This window comes from Mesorhizobium sp. M0217 (genome assembly GCF_040321955.1).
GTDB lineage: Bacteria > Pseudomonadota > Alphaproteobacteria > Rhizobiales > Rhizobiaceae > Mesorhizobium.
In genome coordinates, this window is record NZ_JAMYSN010000010.1 from 149,351 (window position 1) to 173,491 (window position 24,141).

A 24,141-nucleotide genomic window follows, 5' to 3' on the forward strand; every position below is an offset into this window, starting at 1 on the left:
ATCCGGATGTTGCAAACACCGCGTCGGGCAAAGAGCGTACTGCCCGCCTTCCGCAGCGGCAATCTGCCGCTGGCCCGGCAGGGCGGATCGTCCAGCGCCTTGCCCTTCGCTGGCTCAGGGCGTTCGAAGCTCGAAAAGCCAAGCAATTGGCTTTTCGTCCGCTGCGCGGACCGCTTCTCACTCCCCCGGATGTTTCGCCGGCTCGGAGTGCATCCGCCTCACTCGCCGCACACCCCACCAGACCAGCACGATGGCGACCGGCACCGAGGCGGCGGTGACGACTTCGGGCGCAATGGCATGGCCGAAGATCGAGGCGCCCTTGGCAAGGTAGGAGATCAGACCGACGACATAGTAGGACACTGCTGCCACCGACAGGCCCTCGACCGTCTGCTGCAACCGCAGTTGCAGCCGGGCGCGGTTGTTCATCGACGCCAGCAGATCGCGGTTCTGCTTCTCGACCTCGACATCAACCCACGTGCGCAGCAGCGTCGTGGCGCGGGTTAGTTTGCGCGACAGGTTGGCCTGGCGCTCCTCGACCGAACGGCAGGTGCGCATGGCAGGCGCCACCCGCCGCTGCAGGAAGCCGCCCCAAGTGTCGTAGCCGGGCACGGCTTCTTCGTCCAGCGCCTCCAGCCGCTCGACAACGATGCCGTCATAGGCGCGGCTGGCGCCGAAGCGATAGAGGCTGGAGGCGGCATCGGCTTCCAGCTCGGCGGCAAGCTCGGTCAGGTCGGCGAGCAGCGTCTGGCTGTCGCGGGTTTCAGTGACCTTCATTTCCAGCGTGGTCTGCGCCAACCGGTCTTCAATGCGGCGGGCGCGGCTCGACAGGGTCAGCGCCAGCGGCAGGCCGAGCATGGCAAGCGTGCGGTAGGTCTCGACGTCGATCAGCCGCTGCGACAGCGCGCCGGTCCGCGCCGGCGTCAGGCCGCGATCAAGCACCAGGATGCGGGTCAGGCCGTCGCCGTCCTGGCGGAAATCGGTGACGATGGCCGCATTGCCGCGCTCGACCAGCGAATAGCAGAGGCTCGTCGGGTCGAAGGCCGCAATCAGCTTCTCGCTTGCCGGCGTCCATTTGCGGATCTCCAGCCTTATGCCTGAGATCACCGTTCCCGGCGGCGAGAACCCGTTGCCGAAAGGAGAATCCTCCTGCGCCCTGCCGCTTTCGGCAAGCGGCCCTTCCCAAAGATAGGTCGAGAATTCCGTATGCCGCTCCCAGCGCAGCGTACCCTTGCCCCACTTCATGGCGTGGTGGCGGGCATGACGGTCGGGCGCCGCGATGCCGAGGCGCCGCGACAGTTCGGAGAGCACGGCCATGTCGACGCCGGAGCCGCCCTCGGTCATGAAGGCGAGTTGCACAAGCACGCGCGGCTTCTCGATCAGCGGATGCGGCCGGGCATGGACCTCGCCGATCGCGCCGGGCCGTCCCTCATGCGCGGGAAAGCCCATCACGCTGCCCTGGGCGCGCGGCTGGAATTCGAGGTTGGACGTCTCGTCCGACACGGTGGTCCCCCTGTTCTCGACCCTTCGTGTGATGGCGTCCTCTAAAGGCAATCCATGAGGCGCGTAAACACCAAAGTCTAGCATCGTAGGTCCTGCCGGCGCGACGCGCAGACCGACCCGATTGGGCAAATTGGATAAATAATTTGACCAGTTGGCGACGCTGGCTTTATCTTGCGCGACACCGGTTCAATTTCCCAGGCCCCCGTTGAGCGATATTTTCTCCAGGATCGAGCATTCGCGCACCGCCGACGAGGTGGTGCAGCAGATCGAAAGCCTGATCCTTGAAGGCGTGCTGCGCACCGGCGACCGGCTGCCGGGCGAGCGCGAGCTGGCGCGCCAGTTCGACGTGTCGCGGCCGATCCTGCGCGATGCGCTGAAGGCGCTGGAAGGGCGCGGGCTGCTGATCACCAAGGCCGGCGGCGGCACCCATGTCGCCGACGTCATCGGCCAGTTGTTCACCAAGCCGGTGACCGACCTCATCTCGATGCACCGCAAGGCGGTGACCGACTATCTGGAATACCGCCGCGAGATCGAAGGTGTTGCGGCCGAATATGCGGCGCGACGCGCGACAGCGGACGACATTGCGCTGCTCGACCGCATCATGGCGCGCATGGACGAGGCGCACCGCACCGGCGATTTCGACGACGAGGCGGAAATCGACGTCGAGTTCCACCATGCTGTGTGCGAATGCGCGCACAACATCATCCTCTTGCATACGCTGCGCTCCTGCTACCGGCTGCTGTCTGAAGGCGTGTTCCAGAACCGGCTTCTGGTGTTCAGCGTGCCCGGAGCGCGCGAGGCGCTGCTGGCCCAGCACGGCGCGATCTACAAAGCCGTGAAGGCCGGCGATCCCTCAGCTGCCCGCCAGGCGGCGATGGACCATATCTCCTATGTCGAGCGCTCGATGCTCGAGGCCGAACGCAGCGGCGAGTGGCAGCGCGTGTCGCGGCTCAGGCTCAAGCAGCGCTCCGACGCCGACGACGGCTTCAAGACGACTGGCTAACGAGGAACCACCATGAGCGACATCCTCACCATTGCCGATCTCAAGGACCTGGCGCGCCGGCGGGTGCCGAAGATGTTCTACGACTATGCCGATTCCGGCGCCTGGACCGAAAGCACCTACCGCGCCAACGAGGAGGACTTCCAGAAGATAAAATTCCGTCAGCGCGTGCTGGTCGACATGAGCAACCGCTCGCTGGAATCGACCATGATCGGCGAGAAAGTGGCGATGCCGGTGGCGCTTGCCCCAACTGGAATGACCGGCATGCAGCATGCCGATGGCGAGATGCTGGCGGCGCAGGCGGCAGAGGAATTCGGCGTGCCGTTCACGCTGTCGACGATGAGCATCTGCTCGATCGAGGATGTCGCGTCGGTGACGAAGAAGCCGTTCTGGTTCCAGCTCTACGTGCTTCGCGACAAGGATTTCGTGCTCGACCTGATCGACAGGGCGAAGGCTGCAAAATGCTCGGCGCTGGTGTTGACGCTCGACCTGCAGATCCTGGGGCAGCGCCACAAGGATGTCCGCAACGGGCTGTCGGCGCCGCCCAAGATGACGCTGGCCAACATTGCCAACATCGCCATGCGGCCACGCTGGCTGATGGGCATTGCCGGCACCAAGCGCCGCACCTTCCGCAACATTGTCGGCCATGCCAAGGGCGTCGGCGACGTCGCTTCGCTGGCATCGTGGACGACGGAGCAGTTCGACCCGCACCTGTCGTGGAAGGATGTCGCCTGGATCAAGGAACGTTGGGGCGGCAAGCTGATCCTGAAAGGCATTCTCGACAAGGAGGACGCGCTGATGGCGGTCGAGACCGGCGCCGACGCCATCATCGTTTCCAACCATGGCGGGCGCCAGCTCGACGGCGCATCGTCGTCAATCATGGCGCTGGAAGAGATCGCCGATGCCGTCGGCGACAGGATCGAGGTGCATATGGACGGCGGCATCCGCTCGGGCCAGGACGTGCTGAAGGCGCTTTGCCTCGGCGCCAAGGGCACCTATATCGGCCGCCCGTTCCTGTACGGATTGGGCGCCATGGGCAAGCAAGGCGTGACCCTGGCGCTGGACATCATCCGCAAGGAGATGGACATCACGCTGGCACTGTGCGGCAAACGGCTGGTGACCGAGATGGGCAAGGACCAGTTGCGGCGATAGGGTCTTGTTCACCGATTAGACCCTAGCCTCGCTGGATCACGGAGACGAAGCCGCCTTGACCGAGACCGGCATCCACTACCTCGACGCGCGCGCACCCGATGGCATGCGCCTCTATGCGATCGGCGACGTGCATGGCCGGCTCGACCTGCTCGCGGCCATGCATCGCCGCATCGAGAGCGAACTCGAATACAAGCCGACCAGCGATTGGCGCGTCATCCACCTCGGCGACTATGTCGACCGCGGACCAGAGTCCAAGGGCGTCATCGACTTCCTGATCGAGGTACAGAAACGCGATCCACGGCATCTGATGCTCGCCGGCAACCACGATATCGGCTTCCTCGATTTTCTCGACGAGCCTGACCCGGAAGGGCTGTTCATCCGCTATGGCGGCGTGCAGACGGCACAATCCTATGGCGTCGACCTAGCGGAACAAGCAAGCTGGTTCGGCAAGGCCGAGGCGTTACGGCGGGGACACCAGGCACTGGTCAATGCTGTACCGCAAGCCCATGTCGACTTCCTGCGGTCGCTGCAATTGTCACTGATATCAGGTGATTTCTTCTTCTGCCATGCCGGCGTCAGGCCTGACGTGCCGCTGGAGAGCCAGAGCCCGCAGGATCTGGTCTGGATCCGCGACGTCTTCCACAACCATCCAAGGCTTTACCCGAAGGTGATCGTGCACGGCCACACACCGGTGCCGGAGGCGGAGGTGATGCCGAACCGCGTCAATGTCGACACGCTCGCCTGGCAGTCAGGCATGCTCAGCGCGCTCGCCGTGGACGGCGCGGACAAGCGTATCCTGACGGTGCAGGGAAAAGCGTTTTAGCGAAGCGCGGCGGTGACGCCGTAGCCGTCGACGGCCTGATGGTTGTTGGCTGCATCGGCGGAATAAATGCCGAGACCGCACAAAACGATGGCAGACAGCATGACAAAGGACAGAAGCGCTGCTTTCACGGACGTCATCTCTAGTTGAGCTTCCTGCATCTGGGCACGAGGCGGTTACCAATGGGTTGAAACCGAGAATTCGTCTCAAAGTTTCGACGATTTCGCGCTTGTAGGTCGATTCTGTATCGGCGGTGTGTCGCGCGGATCACACAGAAGGTTCATCGCGGTTGCATTGCCGATGCATAGCGCGCGCCTTGTAGGATGGCGTTCGGCCACAAACCAAGGACGAAAGAAGTTGTCCCCGGCAGATTCCCCGCCGCGTGCCAATTATGCAACGGCCGCGCGTTGGCTGGGTTCAGATCGTCGCCACCCAGGCGCGGGCAATGGCCAAGCCCGCGGCATCAGCCTCGGGGCCGTTGAGAGCCATTTCGCTGTCGAGGCGATCGTGCCAGTCGGGATGGCGATCGGCAATCAGCGGCGCGAAGGACGTGCTCCAGTCCCTCACCATCGGCCGGTCGGCCTCGAAATGGAACTGGAAGCCGTAGACGGCGCGGCCGATTCGGAACGCCTGGTTCTCAGCAATGTCGCTGCCGGCAAGCCGCACCGCATTTGACGGCAGCGCGAAAGTGTCGTCGTGCCATTCGAAGATGGGGAAATCCTGGGGAAGTGCGCCAAGCACCGGATCGGTTCTGGCGTCCGGCGTCAGCGATACCTTGTGCCAGCCGAATTCCGAGGCGCCGCCGATCTGGTTCTCACCGCCGAAAGTGCGGGCAACCAACTGGCTGCCCAGGCAGATACCGAGAACCGAGCGATCCTTGGCGGCGAAATCGCGGGTCAGTTCGAGCAGCGCCGGGAAATACGGGTAGTCATCGTCGGCCAGCGCATTCTGACCGCCGCCAAGCATCACCATGGCATCGTGTCCGGTCGCGTCGTGCGGCAGCGCGTCGCCCTTGTAGGGCCGGCGCAGGTCGAGATCGGCGCCCGCTTCGGCGAGCGCAATGCCAACCTGGCCAAGGCCGGTATTGTCGTAGTTCTGGACCACCAGCACCCGCATCGCCAAACCCTGCTGACATGAAATGACGCGAGGAGCGATATCATGTCGCCCGTATTGCAGCCAAGATGCGCATTCGGGAGAGAACTATGCCACTGCAGAACCGGGTCGATCCGTTCGGCGCCATCCATGCCGTATCCGAGCGCGGCCTGTTCACCGGCAATCGCGGCATCATCCACGATCCTGAGACCAAGACGCTGCTGAAAAAGCGTTGGGCCTTGCCGGCCTGGATCATCTGCGTCTGCCAATTCCGCAATGTGCGGCGCGAGCCGATGGGCAGGAACAGGCCGGGCGGCAGGGCCGGCTGGACCGAGTTGTTCTTCCTCGACGAGGTGACGGCGCTGGCCGCCGGGCACCGTCCCTGTTTCTATTGCCGGCGTGAGCGAGCCACGGATTTTGTCGGGCGTTTCGGCAAAGTCTTCGGTGTAAATGAACCGCGCGCGCCAATGGTGGACAAGCGGCTGCACAAGGAGCGGCTGGCTTCCGGCGGCAAGCCACCTGATGTCACCATGGGAGAGCTTGCCGAATTGCCGGACGGAGCGATGATCGCGGATGGCGGCTCGGCCTATGCGCTGCGCGGCGGCAAGGCGCTGCCCTGGTCGTTCGCAGGCTATGGCGATGCGGCGGCCTTCGACAGCCTTGCCGGCCGGTCGCTGCGCCTGCTCACACCGGCCACGACCGTTTCGGTGCTGCGGCACGGTTTTGAACCGGTGTGGCATCGTTCCGCCGAGACTTGACGCCAGGCACCGCCTCGCCCATTCCTCGGCGATGCGCGCCAATTACAAGATGCAGCGGCTGTTCGTGCCGGACGACCTCGCGGCCGGCATCGAATTCGATGCCGGCCAGCAGCAGAGCCATTATCTCACGCATGTGCTGCGGCTCGGCGAAGGCGCCGAGATCCTGGTCTTCAACGGCCGCGACGGCGAGTGGTCGGCGGCGATTGCCACCAGGTCGAAAAGGGCGGTGCGGCTGAAGGTGCTGGCCTCGCAGAGACCGCAACCGCCCCTGCCTGACCTGATCTATTGCTTCGCGCCACTGAAACAGGGCCGGCTCGACTATCTCGTGCAGAAGGCGGTCGAGATGGGCGCCGGCATCCTGCAGCCGGTGATCACCCAGCACACGCAAGTGGCAAAACCCTCCATCGACCGGCTGCGCGCCAATGTCGTCGAGGCGGCCGAGCAATGCGGCATACTGGCGGTGCCGGAAGTGCGCGAGGCCGAGAAATTCGAGCGCCTGCTCTCCGGCTGGGACAAGGAACGCCGGCTTATCTTCTGCGACGAGGATGCCTCGACCAACAACCCGCTGCCGGCATTGCAGGCAATACCTGAGAGGAAGCTGGCGCTGCTGGTCGGGCCGGAAGGCGGCTTTTCCGATGACGAACGCAAGATGCTGCGGGCGCTCCCCTTCGTCACTGCCATCCCGCTCGGACCGCGCATCCTGCGCGCTGACACAGCAGCTGTAGCGGCGCTTGCGGTGATGCAGGCGACGGTCGGAGACTGGTAAGAGGCGTAAAGATCAATTCCTGTTGACCTGTGGCTCAGGATTTTTCGCTTGATCGGCTGCTGACATTTCGTCCATTTAGCGCCGGCGGGCTCCGAGAGCCGCAGAGGGGGCCCCATGGCGCGCGACACAACCGATTTCCGGCCAATCGAAGGCATCGACGAACTGGTCGAGCATCTGGCCGAAGGCAACAAGCCGCGCGACAAGTGGCGCATCGGGACCGAGCACGAGAAGTTCCCCTTCTATGTCGACGGCAACGCGCCGGTGCCCTATGGCGGCGAGCGCGGCATCCGCGCCATCCTCGAAGGCATGCAGCAAAAGCTCGGCTGGGACCCGATCATCGATGACGGCCGCATCATCGGCCTGGTCGAGCCGACCGGACAGGGCGCGATCTCGCTGGAGCCGGGCGGCCAGTTCGAGCTGTCGGGCGCGCCGCTGGAAACGATCCACCAGACCTGTCGCGAGGGCAATGCGCATCTGGCGCAGGTACGCGAGATCGCCGAGCCGATGGGCATCCGCTTTCTCGGCCTCGGCGGCAGCCCGAAATGGTCGCTGGCCGAGACGCCGAAAATGCCGAAATCGCGCTACGAAATCATGACCCGCTACATGCCCAAGGTCGGCACCAAGGGTCTCGACATGATGTATCGCACCTGCACCATCCAGGTGAACCTCGACTTCGAAAGCGAAGCCGACATGCGCCGCAAGATGCAGGTGTCGCTGAAGCTGCAGCCACTGTCGACGGCGCTGTTTGCCAACTCGCCCTTCACCGACAGCCGGCCGAACGGGCTGCAGAGCTGGCGCGGCGACATCTGGCGCGACACCGACAACCAACGCTCGGGCCTGCTCGAATTCTGCTTCTCGCCCGAGTTCGGCTTTGCCGACTATGTCGAATGGGCGCTCGACGTGCCGATGTATTTCGTCATCCGCGACGGCCACTATCACGACATGACGCACATCACCTTCCGCCAGTTCATGGCCGGCGTTGCCCGCAATGAAGTACCGGACGGACTGCCGACCATGGGCGACTGGGCGAACCATCTGTCAACGCTGTTCCCTGACGTCAGGCTGAAGCGCTTCCTCGAAATGCGCGGCGCCGATGGCGGGCCGTGGCGCCGCATCTGCGCGCTGCCGGCCTTCTGGGTCGGGCTGCTCTATGACGAGGCCGCGCTCGACGCCGCCGAGGCGCTGACTTCGAGCTGGACCTATGAAGAAACGCTGGCGATGCGCAATGCGGTGCCGGAACAAGGCATTTCCGCGCCGTTCCGCAACACGACGCTGCGTGAGATCGGCCGCGATGTAATGACCATTTCGCGCCTTGGGCTCAAAAATCGCGGCAGGAAAAACCGCGACGGCTATGACGAGACCTCGTTCCTCAACACGCTGGACGAAGTCGTGGCGCGCGGTACCACCAGTGCCGAGGAAATGCTGTCGGCCTACCACACGCGCTGGGGCGGCTCGATCGAGCCGGTGTTCATGGAATATGCGTATTAGCGTCGCGCCTCGAGCAGCGGCAAAAGCCGCTTCAATCGAACATCGAAACGAACTAGGTTCTCCCTCGAGGATTTCCCGGAGGAGAAACCGATGCCTACCTTGTTCGACATATTGGCGCAGGCGCAGAACGGCAACGGCATGCAGGCGCTTGCCCAGCAGTACGGGCTTTCCATGCAGCAGACGCAGGCGGCTGTCGCCGCTCTGCTGCCGGCCTTCTCGCAAGGGCTGCAACGCAACACCGCCGATCCCTATGGGCTAGGCGCCTTCATGACGGCGATGGCGAGCGGCCAGCACGCCAAATATTTCGAGGACGCGACCAGGGCTTTCTCACCGCAAGGCGTCAATGAGGGCAATGGCATTCTGGGTCATCTGTTCGGCTCGAAGGAGCTGTCGCGCGCGGTGGCCAGCCAGGCCGCGCAGGCGACCGGCGTCAGCCAGCAGATCTTGCAGCAGATGCTGCCGGCCATCGCTTCGATGGTGATGGGCGGATTGTTCAAGCAGACGACAGACCAGTTGACCGGGGGTCAGATGCAGGCCGCCGGTGGCTTCGGCGGCGGCAGCAATCCGCTCGGCGAGATCATCGAACAGATGATGCGGCAGGCGGGCGGCGGGGCACAGCCTGCGCCGCAGCCAGCACCCAATCCTTACGGTGAGAACCCGCTGGGCAAAGTGCTGCAGGACATGTTCGGCGGCGGCGCGCAACAGCCGCAAAGCCAGCCGCAACAGGCGCCCAACCCCTATGGCGACAATCCGCTGGGCAAGGTGCTGCAGGACATGTTCGGCGGTGGCGCGGCACAGCAACCGCAGGGCCGGCCGCAGCAGCCAACACAGCCGCAACAGACGCAGAGCCCTTACGGCGACAACCCGCTGGGCAAGATTTTTGAAGAGATGATGCGGCAAGGCGGTGGTGGCGGCTTCGGCCTGCCCGGTGGGCAGCCGGCGCCGCAGCAGCCGCAAGCACCCCAGCCGCGACAGGCACCGCAGGAGCGCGAGGCGCCGCAACCGCAGGCCAATCCGAGCGGCAGGCCACGCAATCCGTTCGACGATATTTTCGGCAAGATGTTCGAGACCGGCGCCCAGCAGCGCGACGACTATCAGAAGGGCGTGGAAACGATCTTCGACCAGTTCAAGCGGGACATGGACCGGCGGTAGTTGGCGGTAGTTGGGCGCTGACCTTCGCGGCTTCGGAGCAAGGAACGAAGCGAGCGGCGCAGACCGCAGGATGACGACGGAGCTTTAAAAGAAAAGCCCGGTCCTGGAGGAGGACCGGGCCAGTGTGCAGGCTGGCCGGCGGGGAACCGGCAGGGAGTGGGGAGCCTGCTATACTCGTTGGTCGCAGCGAGCCTGAGAAAGGTTCACGGCAACCGAAACAATGCGCCCGACATCACGCTATCTGGCGGGCGAGATCTTCGATCGTATCGGCACGATCGCTCGCAATCGCACGCAGCTTCACGGTCGGATCGGCGCCGAACGGCACATCGATGGCGACATGGAGGTCCGAGCGCGTCAGGCCGATATCGGCGAGTTCGGCGTCCGACATCTCGCCAAGGCGATAGAAGGCGCGGCGATTTTTCCAGGCCTGGTAGGCATTGAGAAGAGTGTTGGCCACGCGCGTCGCAACGGCCGGACGCGAGGTGATGCGCGAGGTCTCGGTGGCGAAATCAAACGTGGTCATGTCGGTCTCCTTCAGACTCGAACTGGACAAGACCAGGCGATCGGCGCTGGGGACAGCGGCCGTTCCGGTCTCGATTCACATGCTTTCATGTGGACAATGTGAATTTGCCACGCACCGATTGATTAATCCAACGAATGTTTCTAATCTTTAGCATCAACGCTAGTGATGGATTGGACCGATGAAAGCGCCACTCGATCTCGACCAGTTGCAGACCTTCATCTCGATTGCCGATACCGGCAGCTTCACCCGCGCGGCCGAGGAAGTGCTGCGCACGCAATCGGCGGTGTCGATGCAGATGCGCCGGCTGGAAGAGCGGATCGGCAAGCCGCTGTTCGAAAAGGACGGCCGCACCAACAGGCTGACCGAGGAAGGCGACAAGCTGCTCTCCTACGCGCGCCGCCTGCTCTATCTCAACCGCGAAACGCTGGCCGCCTTCGATGACCAGCGGCTCGAAGGCACCATCCGCATCGGCACCCCCGACGACTATGCCGACCGGTTCCTGCCCGAAATCATGGCACGCTTCACACGGTCAAACCCGCGCGTCGAACTGACCGTCATCTGCGAGCCTACGCCAGGCTTGGTCGAGCATATCAAGCGCGGCAATCTCGATCTTGCGCTGGTGACGCACAAGGATACGCGCGGCCAGTCGGAAGTGGTGCGGCGCGAGCCGCTGCTATGGGTGACCTCGGCCAACCATGCCACGCACGAACAGGAAGTGCTGCCGATGGCCTTCGGCCGGCCGAACTGCATCTGGCGGCGCGCCGCCGTCGATGTGCTCGACCGGCAAAGCCGCGACTATCGCATCCTCTTCACCAGCTTCTCGGCGACCGTCATCACCGCCGCGGTGCTGTCGGGGCTGGCGATCTCGGTGCTGCCGGAATGCGCGCTGCGGCCCGGCATGCGAGTGCTGGGCGAAGCCGACGGTTTTGGCGCGCTGCCCGACTGCCGCATCGGCATCATGCGCGGCCAGACCTCGCGGCCCGAAATCGTCGACGCGCTGGCCCGGCACATCTCGGAAAGCCTCGACAATATTTCCGTGCCGCTCGGCGAAGAAACGGGAAGCTTCGATTTCGCCTCGCTCGCCTTCGCCAAGATGAAGCGGAGCAAGCCGAACCAGATCCTGCCTGGCTGGTAGGAACGATCAGGCCGACGCTGCCGCCTCCGTCGTTGCGTTGGCCGACGACAGGCCGGGCAGCGCCACCAATTGCGCCGGCTCCAGCGGCGGCGACAAGAGGTAGCCCTGCAGCTGCTGGCAGCCCATGGCGACCAGCAGCGCCTTTTGCACCTCGGTCTCTACGCCCTCGGCGGTGACCTCGACCTTGAGCGCGCCGGCGAGATCGATCAGCGCCTTGACGATGGCGCCCGAATTGCCGTCGCCGTCGAGAAGCCGCACGAAGGAGCGGTCGATCTTGAGCTTGTCGATGGCATGGCGGCGCAGATAGCTCAGCGACGAATAGCCGGTGCCGAAATCGTCGAGCACAATGCCGACGCCCGACTGGCGCAAGGCTGCCAGAGCCGCTCTGGTGGTGTCGTTGTTTTCCAGGAGAACGTTTTCGGTGATCTCGAGCTGCAGGCGCTTCGGCGCCAGTCCCGTTTCGGCGAGGATCGAGGCAACCTCTTCGGCAAAGCCGGCGTCGCGCAATTGCAGCGGCGAGACATTGACGGCGAGCCACGGCAGTTTGGTCTTCACGGCGAAGCGGCAGGCTTCCAGCAGGGCCCATGCGCCGAGCTGCCCGATCATGCCGCGTTCCTCGGCGATGGCGATGAACTGCGCTGCCGGCAATGCGCCATGGACCTCATGCGCCCAGCGGATCAGCGCCTCGGCGCCGACAATGGTCTTGCCGTCGCTGGCAAAGACCGGCTGGTAGGCGAGCTTGATACCGGTGCCGCCGTTCAGCGCGCTGCGCAGCTCGCTCTCGACCTTGCGCTTGCGCAGCAAAAGGTCGTCCATGTCGCCGGCGAAGACCTGGTAGCGGCCACGGCCGTTCTTCTTGGCTTCGTAGAGCGCGATGTCGGCCTTGCGCAGCAGATCGTCTGCATCGGCATCAGAGCCTGTCGACAAGGCTATGCCGATGCTGGCGCTGATAAAGACCTGATCGTCCATCAGCTTGAACGGCTCCTGCAGTTTCTGCAGCACCCTCTCCGAAATATCCTCTGCGTTCCTGACGTCGCGGACATCGATCAGAATCACCGCGAATTCGTCGCCACCCAGCCTTGCCACCGTGTCCACGTCGCGAACCGTATGCTGAAGCCTGGCCGCCGTCTGGCGCACGAGTTCGTCGCCTGCCGGGTGACCAAGCGTGTCGTTGACATGCTTGAAGCGATCGAGATCGAGATAAAGCAGCGCCACCTTGCTTTCATTGCCGGAGGTAAGCAAGGCACGCCGCAGCCTGTCCTCGAACAGTGCCCGGTTGGGCAGGCCGGTGAGCGTGTCGTGAAAGGCGAGATATTGCGCCTGGGCCTGGCTGGTCTGCAGCGCCGATGATGCTCGGCGCAGACGCCGGAGCAGAAAGGCCAGCACGCTCGCCGCGAGCAGCGCGGCCAGAGCCAGGGCCGGGCTGGCCTTGCCCACCAGCGTCAGGCCGGGCCGTTCCTGGTCCCAGGCAATATAGCCGAGGATGACACCCTGTTTGTCGATAAGCGGAATGGCAGCCGAGCCAAGCGGCTGAGCCATCGGCAGGAGATGCGCCCCCGCCAGCAGATATTTCTGCGCGATCTTGCCGATCACCGCGTCGTTGATGAACTCTATGGAGACATGCAGATATTCGCTGCCGGATGCCTGGGTGACGCGATCCGAACTCGGCACCAGAGGCATGACGCTGAGTATGGCAGGCTGACCGCCAAGCGAGACCAGATCGTCGGCAACGAATTTTGCGCCGGCCTGGCTTGCGTCCTTGCTCATCATCTGGCGCAACCTGGCGATGGTCGGCCGCAAAGCGGGTTCGTCCTCGCCAAAGACGGCAGGCGACACGACCTTGCCTTCGCGCATGGCGTGGACCGGCCGGTTGGCGTTGTCCAGCACATAGACCCGGTTGTGGCCGTAATACGAGTACATCCAGACGCTGAAATTCTCGGCCATCCAGGTCTGGTTGCCGGCCTTGGCGTTTATAACGGAATCATCCCAGACGGCGACGCTTTCCTGCTCGCGCTTTACCGCGGCGATCTGGTCCTGCAGGCCGTTGGCAAGGAAAACCTTCTCCCGCTCGAGCGAGACCCGGTCGGCCTGCATGGTGGCGTAAAGGCCGAAGCCGACAACGATGGCCAGTGCAAAAACGGCAAGCGTCAGCACCGTCAGGGTGACCTGGAACGTCAACGGGCTGCGTTGTTTGCGGGCGCTCATGCGTCCTCCTTGGCCCAGAGTCAATCAGGCCAGGCTTAAGATCAAGTTATGGAATCTTGACGCGGAGCGACAACAGCCGCTCAATCGGCCGATGAGCGACGCAGAATCCGAATCACGAACCAATGCCACCGAATACACGGTGAGCGAGATTTCCGGCGCGCTGAAGCGCACGGTCGAGGATGTCTTCGGCCATGTGCGGGTGCGCGGCGAAATTTCCGGCTATCGCGGGCCGCACTCTTCCGGCCATGCCTATTTCACCCTGAAGGACGACCGCGCGCGGCTCGATGCCGTGGTCTGGAAAGGCACGATGAGCCGGCTGAAATTCCGTCCCGAAGAGGGGATGGAGGTGATCGCCACCGGCAAACTCACCACCTATCCCGGCAAATCCAACTACCAGATCGTCATCGACAATCTAGAACCCGCCGGCGCCGGGGCGCTGATGGCGCTTTTGGAAGAGCGCAAGCGGCGACTGCAGGCCGAAGGACTTTTCGATGCCGGCCGCAAGCGGCGGCTGCCGTTCATGCCGCGCACCATCGGCGTCGTCACCTCGCCGACCGGATCGGTGATCCGTGACATCATCCATCGCATCAAGGACCGCTTTCCTCTGCATGTGCTGGTCTGGCCGGTAAGAGTCCAGGGCGAGACGGCGGGGGCGGAAGTGACGGCCGCCGTCAACGGCTTCAACGCGCTGGCCTGGGATGGCGCGATTGCCCAGCCCGACCTTCTGATCGTGGCGCGCGGCGGCGGCAGCCTCGAGGACCTCTGGGGGTTCAACGATGAAGGGCTGGCGCGCGCCGTCGCCGCCTCGCGCATTCCGGTGATTTCGGCCGTCGGGCACGAGACCGACTGGACCTTGATCGACCTCGTCGCCGACATGCGCGCACCGACGCCGACAGGTGCGGCGGAGATCGCGGTGCCGGTGAAAGCGGACCTCGAAGCGACACTAGCCAGTCTTGGCGCACGTCTCAAAGCAGCCACCTTGCGCAATTTCGAACGCAAGCGGCAGGCCTCGCGTGCGGCGGCCCGGGCACTGCCCTCACCCGACCAGTTGCTGGCGCTGCCGCGACGGCGGCTGGACGAGGCGGCCAGCCGGCTTAGCCGGGGGCTGATGGTCTCCACCGAAAGAAAGCGAGCTCGGTTCTTCGCCGTGAAGCTCACTCCGGCAACGCTGTCGCGGCGGATTGCCGAGGCGCGACGAACCAACGACCGCAACCTTTTGCGCGCCCAGGGGGCGCTGCGCGCATTGGCGAGAGCCCGGCGCGCGGAACTCAATCGCGCAGCGGATCAACTGCCAAAATGCGCAAAAGCATCCCTGCAACGGCACAGGCAGCAACTGGCTTTGCTGCAAGGCCGCATTACGATCGAGCCAACGGCACGGCGGCAAACCGTGCAGAGGGATCTGCTGACAGCTTTGACGAGACGCGGCACGCAAGCGGTACTGCTCAGGCTGGAGCGACTGCGCGGCCGCATTGTCCAATCCGAGAGGCTGATGGCAACGCTGTCGCACAAGGCTGTGCTGGCCCGCGGCTTCGCGCTGGTCAAGGATGCCGACGGCGCGGTGATCAAACTGGCAGTTGATGTGACGCCGGGCGCTGGCCTGCAGCTGGAGTTCGCCGACGGCATCGTAAATGCGGTCGCGACCGGCGACGCCGAGCGGGTGCAGGCCGTTGCCAAACCAGCGGCCACGCCGCCCGCCAGCAAACCCGCCGCAAAGCCGGCGGCCAGCAAACCGAAAGAACCGGGCAATCAGGGCTCGCTTTTTTAGAGGACCGCATGACCGGACATGACCCGCATCTTCAAACGCCGGCGGGCAAGCCGCGCGCCCGTGCTTTCGGCATTGCCTTCGAGGGCACGCCGGGCGGCTTCAACGCCATCACCGATGTGCCCGGCGTATCGGTCGGCTATGCGACGCTGATTTCCGGCGAGGGTCTGCTCGAGGTTGGCACGGGGCCGGTGCGCACCGGCGTCACCGCCATCCTGCCGCGGCCGTTGGCTGAGCTCGCCACGCCGGTGTTTGCCGGTGTCTTCAGCCAGAACGGCAATGGCGAGTTGACGGGGTCGCACATTATCGAGGAAGTCGGCGCCTTCAACCTGCCGGTCACGATCACCAACACGCATTCCTGCGGCGTTACCCGCGACGGCACGCTGCGTTGGATGCAACGCGTGCTGCCGCCGGCGCTCGACAGCGGCTGGGGCCTGCCGGTTGCGGCGGAGACCTATGATGGTTTCCTCAACGACATCAACGGTCATCACGTCGGCTTCGAAGATGTCGAAGCCGCGCTCGACGGTGCCGCCGGTGGAGCGATCGAGGAAGGCAGTGTCGGCGGCGGCACCGGCATGATTGCCTTTGGCTTCAAGGCCGGCTCGGGCACGGCATCGCGCATCGTCGAGTGGCAGGGCATCAGGCATACGGTCGGCGTATTCGTGCAGGCGAATTTCGGCAAGCGGCGCAATTTCACACTGCGCGGCGCCCGCGTCGGGCCTGATCTGGTAGAGCCGGCGATGCGCGAAGGCACGCCGCGTGCCGAAAAGGGCTCGATCATCGCCATCGTCGCCACCGATGCGCCATTTCTGCCGCACCAGATGAAGCGGCTGGCAAAGCGCGTGCCGCTCGGCATCGCCATGACAGGCGGCTTCGGCTACCACAGTTCGGGCGACATTTTTCTGGCCTTCACCACCGCCAATCCGCAAGCAGCACTTGCACCATCGGGACGAACCGCAAACGTCGCTTACATCCCGGACGTCGATATCGATCCGTTCTTCGATGCGGTGGCGCAAGGCGTAGAGGAGGCGATTCTCAATGCAATGGTCGCCAATGAGGATATGAGCGGACGCGACGGCAATTTCGTGCCGGCGCTGCCGAAGGCCTGGCTGAAAGATCGATTTGGATAGAGGACAAGGCCTGGCGGCGCCAGGCCTGTTGCGTCACGGCTTGGCCGCGTTGCTCTGGTCGGCCTCGGCCGCCTCTTCGAGCCGCGATGCGATCAGTTCCTGGATGTCGCCGACTTCTTCCTGGATATCTTCCAGCGGAATGCCGACCTCAGCGGCCTTGGCCGCGCACTCCTTGGCGAGGGTCTCGGCCTGCTTCTCGATCTTTACCGGCGAGTGCTGGCAGTGGACCTTTTCACCGATCCATCCGCGCAAGAACTCGATCGCATGTTCACTCATACTGCTTTTCCCTGGCGGCTATGCCGGTTGGTAACCGTAAACGTCCGCACCCGGTAAAGGATGCATGCTGCCATTCGAACCGAGTCGGCTTCGCCCGGCAAGTTGATCTTGTCGGAGGTCCGAAGAGCCGAATGAAGGGAAGGGTTCAATGAGCACGTTCTGATTGTTTGATAGAGTGGTACGTTGGCCGGGATCGGCTTCGGCTCTATGCTGTTGTTCTTACGATCTTTTCCTGCTGTCGACGGCCGATTTGTATCACAATAGGGATCACAACGCGTAACACATTTTCTGCTGCTTCGTGGTACACAGCCACAGCTACACGGTCGAAGCCGCCGCTATATAGTGACATCATTATGCGATGTCGACTCTATCAGCCATCCTGCTTCCTTCCGCCGCGCTGTGTCAAACGTCATCCCCGTCCAGTATGGAGATCGGATGGCCCCGGAGGGCGTATGAAGATGTTGATTTTATTGCGTTTCGTGAGCCAAAATCAGAAAGCTCTCGTCAGCGTCACCCCGCTCGACTGCCTCCGCCACACTCAGCGCCTCCGACGTCGATTCCTTGCACGTAACGCGCGGGCCGGATGAACGACAACATTGGCGCTTTGGCAGCGCGCTCCTGCTAAGGACGATGTCTCGATGCGACAAGCTCTGCCTTGCGCTGCGCCGTCTCCAGCCCGATTGAGATGAAGGCGCGCGCATGCCGGGCCAGTTCCATATTGTCGGCCCACAGATTGCGCCAGATCGCGGTCTTCCGTGAGAGGTTCTCGTCGACGATCTTCGACGAGAAGGATTCAAAGCTGAGGTCGTCCCTATAGCCGATTGCGGTCAGCGCATCGAAGATGGCGGCAAAGTCGATATTGCCGGTGCCGAGGAAACCGCGATGGCTCTCGCCGATATGGACATAGCCGATCTTGTCAGCGGCATGGCGGATAGCCAGTCCGACATCGGCCTCCTCGATGTTCATGTGGAAGGTATCGAGATGCAGGAAGATGTTGTCGGAGCCGGTGTCCGCGATGAAGGCCAGGCCTTGTGAAGCGGTGTTGAGCAGATTGCTTTCGAAGCGGTTGACGATCTCCAGATTGAGCGTGACGCCGGCGGCCTTGGCCGTCTCCGCAACCTTCGCAAGTGTCCCCGCGCTGCGGTTCCACTGATCGCGCGTCGGCGCCTGCGTCTGCAAGCCGTGGCTGGTGCTGAGGATGCCGCCAATCTTCTGGCCGCCGAGATCGCGGGTGAGCGCGATCGTCTCGTTGAGGATCTCGACGCCGCGCGCGGCAACCGCCTTGTCGGCACTCGAAATGTCGCCGTCGGCCGGCAGGCCGATGCTGATCGCGACGCCGAGCTTGAGGTCGGCGATGCGCCTGGCCAACCCGCCAACGTCGACATTGGCCGGGTCAAGATAGGAGAACTCGATCAGGTCGAAGCCGGCCTCTCTGGTGTTGGCCAGCGTGCGTTCGAGGTCGCCTTGCGCCGAGCTCGCCGACCAGACGAAGGAATGAATACCGATGCGCGACATGATCGTCTCCCGTTTCTGGAATTGAGATGCGGCCGGGTTGCCCCGGCCGCATCGGCCTTGGGAGGCTTAGCGGGCTGCGGTCCAGCCCTTGTAGTCTTTCAGGTTCTCGGCCGTGATCAGCTTCGGGTCGAGCAGCACGGTCGGCTCCGCCGGCTTCTTGCCGGCAAGCAGCTCAGCCGCCATCGTCAGCGACTGGCCAGCCATCACGTAGGGATCCTGCGAAGCCGAGGCCTTGATCATCGAGGTGCCGGAAGCGAGTTCCTTCTCGATATCGGGAGCGCCATCCACTGCGGTGAAGATGAACTCCGAGCGATTGAGCTGCTTGGCCGCAAGCTGGGCGCCGATCGCCGTCGGATCGTTGATGGCAAACACCGCATCGATCTTGTCGAAGCGGGTGAGCAGCGACTGGAAGACCTTCAGGCCGCCGTCGCGCGAGCCTTCGGCATTCTGATCGTCGGAGAGGATCTTGATGTCGGGGTGTTTTGCAAGGACGTCCTTGCAGCCCTTCACCCGCTCCAGGATCGACGACGACGCGGGGCCGTTGAGGATAACGTAGTCGCCCTTGCCGCCGGTGTGGTCGACCAGATACTGGCAGGCCTCTTCGCCGGCCTTGACGTTGTTGGTCATGACGGTGACGTCGGCGCCTGGCGCCGAGACGTCGAAGGCGGCAACGACGATGCCCGCTGCTTGCGCCTTCTTCACCGCCGGGCCGATCGCCTTGGCATCGACCGCATTGAGCATGATCACGTCGACCCCGGCGGCGATGAAGGAATCGACCTGAGAGACCTGCTTGTTGAGGTCGTAGTCGGCCGACACTGAGGTTACCTCGACCTTCGGGTTGATCTTCTTGGCCGCGTCCTCGATGCCCTTGATGGTGGCGACGAAGAAGGGGTTGCCGAGCAGGCCGACCGAGATGCCGACCTTGTTGAGGTCCTTGGCCGATGCGGGCGCGATGGCGGCGGCCGCGAGTGCGACGCCGCAGAGCAGTTTAGCGATGGTCTTCATTGCTTTCCTCCAATTGCCCCGCGCCTCTCACGGTGCGTTACACAAACCGGTCGTTTACGCCGGCGACCAAGGTCAATCACGTTCTCGCTCCTGCCTGGAGCCTGTAGCGGTCGAGGGCGACTGCCACGATGATGACCAATCCCTTGATGATGTACTGCCAGATGTCCGAGACACCGGCCAAGATGAGCCCGTTGGATAGCACCGCTATGATCAGGCCACCGATCAGCGTACCCCAGATCGAGCCGACGCCGCCGACGAAGCTGGTGCCGCCGAGAATGACCGCGGCAATGGCGTCGAGTTCGTAAGACTGCCCAAGCTGCAGCCCGTTGGCCGCATAGAGCCGGGCCGCTGACATGGCGCCGCCAAGGCCGGCCAGCAGGCCGGAAACGCCATAGACAAAGAGCAGCACCAGCGGCACCTTGATGCCGGTCAGCCGCGCCGCTTCGGCATTGCCGCCGACGGCATAGATCCAGGTGCCGAGCACGGTGCGCTTGAGCACCAGCCAGGACAGCACCACGACCGACAAGGCGATGATGACCAGCCAGGGAACGCCGAACAGCGTACCGTTGCCGATGAAGTCGAACGGCAGGTCCGAGTTGAACACCGTGGTGTCCTGGCCGAGCAGGCGGGCGACGCCGCGCACAGCGGTCAGCGACCCCAGCGTGACGATGAAGGGCGGCAGTCTGATATAGGCGATCAGCAGCCCGTTGATGACGCCGAAGCCGAGGCCGACGAGAATGGCCGCCGGCACGCCCAGCAGTCCCCAATCAGGCACCAGCGACACCATCACCGCCACCATCGCCGAGGCGGCAAGTATCGAGCCGACGGACAGGTCGATCCCGCCGGTCAGGATGACGAAGGTCATGCCCGCTGCCAGCACAATGTTGATCGACGATTGCTGCATGACGATCAGCAAATTGGTCTGGGTGAAGAAGCGCGCGTTCATCAACTGAAAGCCGACCGCCAGCAGGATCAGGATCGGCAGCATACCAAGGGCGGCGAAGGCGGTGCGCAACCGCCGGCTCCTGCCGACAGCCTGGCCACTGATCTCGGTCGCCTTGTCGGTCATCCCTTGGCCGCTCCCGTTGCAAGTTCCATAATTGCTTCCTGGCGCAGCGGCTGGTCTTTGGACGCCGTAACCTCGCCGGCAATCGTGCCGTCGCGCATTACCAGCACGCGGTCGGCAACGCCGATCACCTCCGGCAGTTCGCTGGAGATCATCAGGATGGCGATGCCCTTTTTGGCGAGATTGTCGATCAGCCGGTAGATTTCCGACTTCGCTCCGACATCGACGCCGCGCGTCGGTTCATCCAGGATGACCACTTGCGGCTCGGTCTCGAGCAGGCGGGCAAGCAACACTTTCTGCTGGTTGCCGCCCGACAGCGAACCCGCATTAGCCTGTACCGACCTGGTGCGGATGGAGAGATCCGAAACGGCCGTGGCAGCACGTCTCTCGGCGGCTTTGAAATCGCGCAAGCCGCCGGGCCGCGCATCCCTGGCCAGCACGCCCATGCTGATGTTGTCGGATATCGACATGTCGAGAAACAGGCCGAGTTCCTTGCGGTCTTCGGTGAGATAGGCGATGCCGGCATTCAGTGCCTCGCTTGGCGAGCCGATGGTTACTGGCTTGCCGTCGAGTTCCAGCGTGCCGGCGATGCGTCTGTCGGCACCGAAGATCAGTCGCGCGAGTTCGGTGCGGCCCGAGCCGACAAGGCCAGCCAGAGCCAGCACCTCGCCCTTGTACAGTTCGAAGGAGCAGTTCTTCAGGAGATTGCCGTCCGCCATGCCGCGCACCGACAAGGCGACCGCGCGCTTGTTGTCCGGCGGGCGATGATCCTTCCTGTAAAAAGCGGACAGGTCGCGGCCAACCATCATCGAGACGAGGCGCGAGGCGTTCAGCTCGGCACGCTCGAGTGTGCCGACATAGCCGCTGTCGCGCAGCACGCTGACACGGTCGGCCAACTGGTAGACCTCTTCCATGCGGTGGCTGATGTAGATGATGGCGATGCCTTGCGACTTCAGCGTCGCGATGACCTCGAAGAGACGGTCGGTCTCGCGCGAGGTCAGCGAGGTGGTTGGCTCGTCCATGACGATGATGCGCGCGCTGGTCGAAAGCGCGCGGGCGATTTCGACCAGCTGACGCTCGCCGAGCGACAGGCTGGAAACCTGAGCCCGTGCGGAGAAGGACACGCCGAGACGCTTGATGATCTCATTGCTGCGCCGGTAGCATTGGTCGCGGTCGACGATGCCGAAACGCCTCGGCTCATTGCCGAGGAAGATGTTCTGCGCGACCGTCAGGTTGGGCGCCAGCGACAGTTCCTGATAGATAACCGCAATGCCGTGAGCCCGCGCCTTGATCGGGTCGCCGGTGGCGACCGGCACGCCGTCGATCAGTATCTCGCCGCCGGCATCAGGCCGATAGGCGCCGGACAGCACCTTCATCAAAGTCGACTTGCCAGCACCGTTTTCACCCATCAGCGCATGGACTTCGCCGGCATGGACGGTCAGCGACACGTCCTGCAAGGCGCGGACTGGCCCGAACGTCTTCGAGATGTGCCGCATTTCCAGCACTGGCTGGCGCGTGACTTCGGCCTGAGCAGCGACAATCACCGTGCGCCTCCCGCTGCCGCGCGGGGGATGCCCTGCTCGCCGATGAGGCCACGCCATGTGTCGCGATATCGGGCAAGTCCGGTGAAGCTTGCGGCACGCACGGGCTCCGGCACTTCCGCGGCAAATTCGCGGCCGACGGTCTCGAAGGCCAGCGCCGCCGCCCCGGTGGCGCTGCCCTCCAGTGTGGCCCCTTGCAGGAAGGCCTGGCTGGGACGCAGTTGCGCCACTAGCCCGGCGAGCAGGCCGCCAGCGTTCAGTCCGCCATCGACGATCACGGTGTTGTCCGAATGGATCTGGTCGAGGCAGAGGTCGACCATCAGCGCGACGTAGAGCAGCGCCACGGCTGCGCGTTCCTCGGCGCTTGGCATGCGGCCGACCAATTTGCCGGCGCGGCCGGGCATTGGTCCGCCCGGCGCGAAGCTCGGCAGCGCCATGCTGCCGGCGTTGATCACCCGCTGCACTGCCGCCGGCGCGATCGCGCCTTGCCAGCCGTCGCTGATCGTGGCGAATTCGCGCCCGCCCATGAAGCGGATGGTCGGCACAGGGCCGCCGTCGATATCGACATTGACCAGCATGTCGCGCTGGCCATCGAGCGCGTCGAGCAGGCAATCCGGATTAAGCACGACGACCCAGGTGCCGGTCGAGACGACGGTGACCGGGCCAAGCTCCTGCCGGCGATAGGCATGGAGCGCGGCATTGCTGTCATGGACACCATTGTGGATGGCGATCCGCCGCTTCGTGTCGCCGAGGCGTTGCTCGCCGACAACCGAGCCCGCCCGCTCGAAAGCGGGCATCCGGTCGCGCCAGCCCTCAATATCGACCAGCGAACTGAAGTCGCGCTTGCGCGGCGCCCATAAATGCGAGTGGCAGCCGAGATAGGACACTTCCGAGACCGCCCGGCCGCCAAACCGCCAGCTCCAGTATTGTGGATAGCCGAGGATCGATTTCGCGGCCGTGAATGCACCGGGTTGCACCGCCTGTAGCCACAGCATGTGGCGACCGTAGTTGAAGCCGAGCGGCAATCGCGGCGAGAAGGTCTCGGTGAAATCCGGAACGAGGCGATCAATTTGCGCGGCAATATCAGCCGGCGGCTCTTGCTCATAATCGAGTATCGGATGCGTCAGCGCCGCCTCGTCGACCAGGGCAAAGGTGCAGCCATGGCCCGACACCATCACGCCCTGTACGCCATGGACGTCGGAGGCCTCGCTTACGGCGCGAACCGCCCAACTGTGAAGTGCTGCCTCATCAAGCACGCTGAAGCCATCTTTGCGCATCCAGTTCGGCCGGGTCCGGCGCTCGTCGACGATGCGCCCGTCCTGAGCGAAGACGAACAGCTTCGAATTGGTCTTGCCGAAATCGAGGACGGCCATCTTCACTGGATGGCTCCCGAAGCCGAAGCGATGCGCACCATGACGCCCGCGTCTTCCAGCATGCGCGCGTCGACGTCGGACAGGCCGTCATCGGTCACCAGCGTGCCGATGCGCGACAAGGGCAGCGCGATGTTACGGGCGTGGATCGACAGTTTGCGGCTGTCGGCCAGCACCACGATCTGGTCGGCACACAGGCTGAGATCGGCGATGGAGCGGACCAGCAGCGGGTGCGATTCCAGCACGCCCTCCTGGCCAAGGCCTTGCGCGCCGAGAAAGAACTTCGATGCGTAGAACGGCTCCGCCTGGGTCGGTGAATGGATGATGCCCGGCTCACGATGCAGATCGCCGCCGGCAACGGTCAGGCTGCAATGGCCGTGGTCGCTCAGATAGGCCGCGAGCGGCATCGAATTGGTATAGAGACGGATGCTGCGCTCAGCCAGCTTGACCCCAAGGTGGAAGCAGGTCGAACCGCCATGCACGATGACCGCATCGCCGTCGCGCACCATCGTGGCCGCGAGAGCGGCGATCTGCCGCTTGGCCTCGACCGCGAGGTCGCGGTTCTCGTCATAGGGCCTGGCATAGGCAACACCCGCCTGTGAAGCGCCGTCGAGCGCCGAGATGCCACCATAGACCTTCCGTGCTTCACCGGCCTCGTCGATCTTGTCGATGTCGCGCCGCACCGTCGCCGCCGACACGCCGAGCTGCTCCTGCAGTTCGCGCACCGACGCGAAGGGGCGATCCCGCAGCAACTCGACGATCTGACGCTGGCGGCCGGAGTCGCTCAATCGTTTTCCTCCCAGGAGCCGTTTTTGCCACGGCATTTGACGTAACTTACTCAACATCTTTCCGATTGCAAGAACCTTTGATGACATTAGATCACTA

22 protein-coding genes are annotated in these 24,141 nt (G+C 63.9%); 10 read left to right on the forward strand and 12 right to left on the reverse strand.

Annotation, left to right across the window (positions count from 1 at the left end):
• Positions 1-177: 177 nt before the first annotated feature.
• Positions 178-1,500 (reverse strand): DUF3422 family protein, encoded by a 1,323-nt coding sequence (locus NKJ18_RS18000; RefSeq protein ID WP_023686827.1) that lies wholly within the window; start codon positions 1,498-1,500, stop codon positions 178-180.
• 205 nt (positions 1,501-1,705) lie between these two features.
• On the opposite strand from NKJ18_RS18000, the gene NKJ18_RS18005 reads away from it, so the two are divergent.
• From NKJ18_RS18005 to NKJ18_RS18015, 3 genes are read left to right on the forward strand one after another with little or no spacing between them, the layout of a single operon-like run.
• On the forward strand, positions 1,706-2,503 hold the full coding sequence (locus NKJ18_RS18005) for an FCD domain-containing protein (RefSeq protein WP_023827917.1): 798 nt from the start codon (positions 1,706-1,708) through the stop codon (positions 2,501-2,503).
• 12 nt (positions 2,504-2,515) lie between these two features.
• The gene (locus NKJ18_RS18010; protein WP_023815110.1) at positions 2,516-3,652 is read left to right on the forward strand and encodes an alpha-hydroxy acid oxidase; all 1,137 of its coding nucleotides are present in this window, start codon (positions 2,516-2,518) and stop codon (positions 3,650-3,652) included.
• Between the two features lie 55 nt (positions 3,653-3,707).
• Positions 3,708-4,475 (forward strand): metallophosphoesterase family protein, encoded by a 768-nt coding sequence (locus tag NKJ18_RS18015; protein ID WP_352759055.1) that lies wholly within the window; start codon positions 3,708-3,710, stop codon positions 4,473-4,475.
• Here NKJ18_RS18015 and NKJ18_RS18020 read toward each other — a convergent pair.
• Both NKJ18_RS18020 and NKJ18_RS18025 read right to left on the reverse strand, forming a co-directional pair.
• The gene (locus NKJ18_RS18020) at positions 4,472-4,612 is read right to left on the reverse strand and encodes a hypothetical protein (protein ID WP_006206855.1); all 141 of its coding nucleotides are present in this window, start codon (positions 4,610-4,612) and stop codon (positions 4,472-4,474) included. The two genes, NKJ18_RS18015 and NKJ18_RS18020, sit on opposite strands and share 4 nt — an antisense overlap.
• Positions 4,613-4,889: 277 nt before the next feature.
• Entirely contained in the window at positions 4,890-5,588 is a 699-nt protein-coding gene (locus tag NKJ18_RS18025) for a type 1 glutamine amidotransferase (protein ID WP_352759058.1), read from the reverse strand.
• An 86-nt stretch (positions 5,589-5,674) separates the two neighbouring features.
• On the opposite strand from NKJ18_RS18025, the gene NKJ18_RS18030 reads away from it, so the two are divergent.
• The 4 genes from NKJ18_RS18030 (at position 5,675) to NKJ18_RS18045 (ending at position 9,728) form a co-directional block, all read left to right on the forward strand.
• A complete protein-coding gene (locus tag NKJ18_RS18030) occupies positions 5,675-6,322 on the forward strand; it encodes a hypothetical protein (protein WP_352759059.1) in 648 nt (215 codons plus the stop codon).
• 31 nt (positions 6,323-6,353) lie between these two features.
• On the forward strand, positions 6,354-7,088 hold the full coding sequence (locus NKJ18_RS18035) for a 16S rRNA (uracil(1498)-N(3))-methyltransferase (RefSeq protein WP_023715634.1): 735 nt from the start codon (positions 6,354-6,356) through the stop codon (positions 7,086-7,088).
• 114 nt (positions 7,089-7,202) lie between these two features.
• Complete coding sequence (locus NKJ18_RS18040; RefSeq protein WP_023670558.1) at positions 7,203-8,576, forward strand: glutamate--cysteine ligase; 1,374 nt, start codon at positions 7,203-7,205, stop codon at positions 8,574-8,576.
• 90 nt (positions 8,577-8,666) lie between these two features.
• On the forward strand, positions 8,667-9,728 hold the full coding sequence (locus NKJ18_RS18045) for a DUF937 domain-containing protein (protein WP_352759061.1): 1,062 nt from the start codon (positions 8,667-8,669) through the stop codon (positions 9,726-9,728).
• Between the two features lie 232 nt (positions 9,729-9,960).
• Here the strand turns inward: NKJ18_RS18045 and NKJ18_RS18050 are convergent, their stop codons facing one another.
• Positions 9,961-10,251, reverse strand: a complete 291-nt coding sequence (locus tag NKJ18_RS18050) for a DUF1127 domain-containing protein (protein WP_023692355.1) — start codon at positions 10,249-10,251, stop codon at positions 9,961-9,963.
• Positions 10,252-10,429: 178 nt separating this feature from the next.
• Here NKJ18_RS18050 and NKJ18_RS18055 point away from each other — a divergent pair, with 178 nt between their 5' ends.
• Positions 10,430-11,386, forward strand: a complete 957-nt coding sequence (locus NKJ18_RS18055) for a LysR substrate-binding domain-containing protein (protein ID WP_352759064.1) — start codon at positions 10,430-10,432, stop codon at positions 11,384-11,386.
• A 6-nt stretch (positions 11,387-11,392) separates the two neighbouring features.
• Here the strand turns inward: NKJ18_RS18055 and NKJ18_RS18060 are convergent, their stop codons facing one another.
• Positions 11,393-13,591 (reverse strand): bifunctional diguanylate cyclase/phosphodiesterase, encoded by a 2,199-nt coding sequence (locus NKJ18_RS18060; protein WP_352759065.1) that lies wholly within the window; start codon positions 13,589-13,591, stop codon positions 11,393-11,395.
• A gap of 91 nt (positions 13,592-13,682) precedes the next feature.
• On the opposite strand from NKJ18_RS18060, the gene xseA reads away from it, so the two are divergent.
• On the forward strand, positions 13,683-15,356 hold the full coding sequence (gene xseA, locus NKJ18_RS18065; protein WP_023715633.1) for an exodeoxyribonuclease VII large subunit: 1,674 nt from the start codon (positions 13,683-13,685) through the stop codon (positions 15,354-15,356).
• Positions 15,357-15,364: 8 nt separating this feature from the next.
• Positions 15,365-16,483: a DmpA family aminopeptidase gene (locus tag NKJ18_RS18070; protein ID WP_023715632.1), complete on the forward strand. Its 1,119-nt coding sequence runs from the start codon at positions 15,365-15,367 to the stop codon at positions 16,481-16,483.
• A 33-nt stretch (positions 16,484-16,516) separates the two neighbouring features.
• Here the strand turns inward: NKJ18_RS18070 and NKJ18_RS18075 are convergent, their stop codons facing one another.
• From NKJ18_RS18075 to NKJ18_RS18105, 7 genes are all read right to left on the reverse strand, one after another.
• The gene (locus NKJ18_RS18075) at positions 16,517-16,759 is read right to left on the reverse strand and encodes a DUF768 domain-containing protein (RefSeq protein ID WP_023670565.1); all 243 of its coding nucleotides are present in this window, start codon (positions 16,757-16,759) and stop codon (positions 16,517-16,519) included.
• Positions 16,760-17,380: 621 nt separating this feature from the next.
• Complete coding sequence (locus tag NKJ18_RS18080) at positions 17,381-18,274, reverse strand: sugar phosphate isomerase/epimerase family protein (protein ID WP_023681847.1); 894 nt, start codon at positions 18,272-18,274, stop codon at positions 17,381-17,383.
• 66 nt (positions 18,275-18,340) lie between these two features.
• Positions 18,341-19,279 (reverse strand): ABC transporter substrate-binding protein, encoded by a 939-nt coding sequence (locus NKJ18_RS18085; protein ID WP_023670567.1) that lies wholly within the window; start codon positions 19,277-19,279, stop codon positions 18,341-18,343.
• Positions 19,280-19,355: 76 nt separating this feature from the next.
• Positions 19,356-20,348 (reverse strand): ABC transporter permease subunit, encoded by a 993-nt coding sequence (locus NKJ18_RS18090; RefSeq protein WP_023715631.1) that lies wholly within the window; start codon positions 20,346-20,348, stop codon positions 19,356-19,358.
• Entirely contained in the window at positions 20,345-21,841 is a 1,497-nt protein-coding gene (locus NKJ18_RS18095) for a sugar ABC transporter ATP-binding protein (protein ID WP_050588083.1), read from the reverse strand. Before NKJ18_RS18095 ends, NKJ18_RS18090 begins: the two co-directional genes overlap by 4 nt.
• Positions 21,842-21,885: 44 nt before the next feature.
• Positions 21,886-23,265: an FGGY-family carbohydrate kinase gene (locus NKJ18_RS18100; protein ID WP_023701286.1), complete on the reverse strand. Its 1,380-nt coding sequence runs from the start codon at positions 23,263-23,265 to the stop codon at positions 21,886-21,888.
• Positions 23,262-24,044: a DeoR/GlpR family DNA-binding transcription regulator gene (locus tag NKJ18_RS18105; protein ID WP_023701285.1), complete on the reverse strand. Its 783-nt coding sequence runs from the start codon at positions 24,042-24,044 to the stop codon at positions 23,262-23,264. Before NKJ18_RS18105 ends, NKJ18_RS18100 begins: the two co-directional genes overlap by 4 nt.
• Between the last annotated feature and the right edge of the window lie 97 nt (positions 24,045-24,141).

Bases quoted from the DNA above. Each gene is read 5' to 3' on its own strand.
- NKJ18_RS18010 (WP_023815110.1), top strand. From the start codon at position 2,516: ATGAGCGACATCCTCACCATTGCCGATCTCAAGGACCTGGCGCGCCGG.
- NKJ18_RS18020 (WP_006206855.1), bottom strand. From the start codon at position 4,612: ATGACGTCCGTGAAAGCAGCGCTTCTGTCCTTTGTCATGCTGTCTGCC.
- NKJ18_RS18025 (WP_352759058.1), bottom strand. From the start codon at position 5,588: ATGCGGGTGCTGGTGGTCCAGAACTACGACAATACCGGCCTTGGCCAG.
- NKJ18_RS18030 (WP_352759059.1), top strand. From the start codon at position 5,675: ATGCCACTGCAGAACCGGGTCGATCCGTTCGGCGCCATCCATGCCGTA.
- NKJ18_RS18035 (WP_023715634.1), top strand. From the start codon at position 6,354: ATGCGCGCCAATTACAAGATGCAGCGGCTGTTCGTGCCGGACGACCTC.
- NKJ18_RS18040 (WP_023670558.1), top strand. From the start codon at position 7,203: ATGGCGCGCGACACAACCGATTTCCGGCCAATCGAAGGCATCGACGAA.
- NKJ18_RS18045 (WP_352759061.1), top strand. From the start codon at position 8,667: ATGCCTACCTTGTTCGACATATTGGCGCAGGCGCAGAACGGCAACGGC.
- NKJ18_RS18050 (WP_023692355.1), bottom strand. From the start codon at position 10,251: ATGACCACGTTTGATTTCGCCACCGAGACCTCGCGCATCACCTCGCGT.
- NKJ18_RS18055 (WP_352759064.1), top strand. From the start codon at position 10,430: ATGAAAGCGCCACTCGATCTCGACCAGTTGCAGACCTTCATCTCGATT.
- NKJ18_RS18060 (WP_352759065.1), bottom strand. From the start codon at position 13,591: ATGAGCGCCCGCAAACAACGCAGCCCGTTGACGTTCCAGGTCACCCTG.
- xseA (WP_023715633.1), top strand. From the start codon at position 13,683: ATGAGCGACGCAGAATCCGAATCACGAACCAATGCCACCGAATACACG.
- NKJ18_RS18070 (WP_023715632.1), top strand. From the start codon at position 15,365: ATGACCGGACATGACCCGCATCTTCAAACGCCGGCGGGCAAGCCGCGC.
- NKJ18_RS18075 (WP_023670565.1), bottom strand. From the start codon at position 16,759: ATGAGTGAACATGCGATCGAGTTCTTGCGCGGATGGATCGGTGAAAAG.
- NKJ18_RS18080 (WP_023681847.1), bottom strand. From the start codon at position 18,274: ATGTCGCGCATCGGTATTCATTCCTTCGTCTGGTCGGCGAGCTCGGCG.
- NKJ18_RS18085 (WP_023670567.1), bottom strand. From the start codon at position 19,279: ATGAAGACCATCGCTAAACTGCTCTGCGGCGTCGCACTCGCGGCCGCC.
- NKJ18_RS18090 (WP_023715631.1), bottom strand. From the start codon at position 20,348: ATGACCGACAAGGCGACCGAGATCAGTGGCCAGGCTGTCGGCAGGAGC.
- NKJ18_RS18095 (WP_050588083.1), bottom strand. From the start codon at position 21,841: ATGCGGCACATCTCGAAGACGTTCGGGCCAGTCCGCGCCTTGCAGGAC.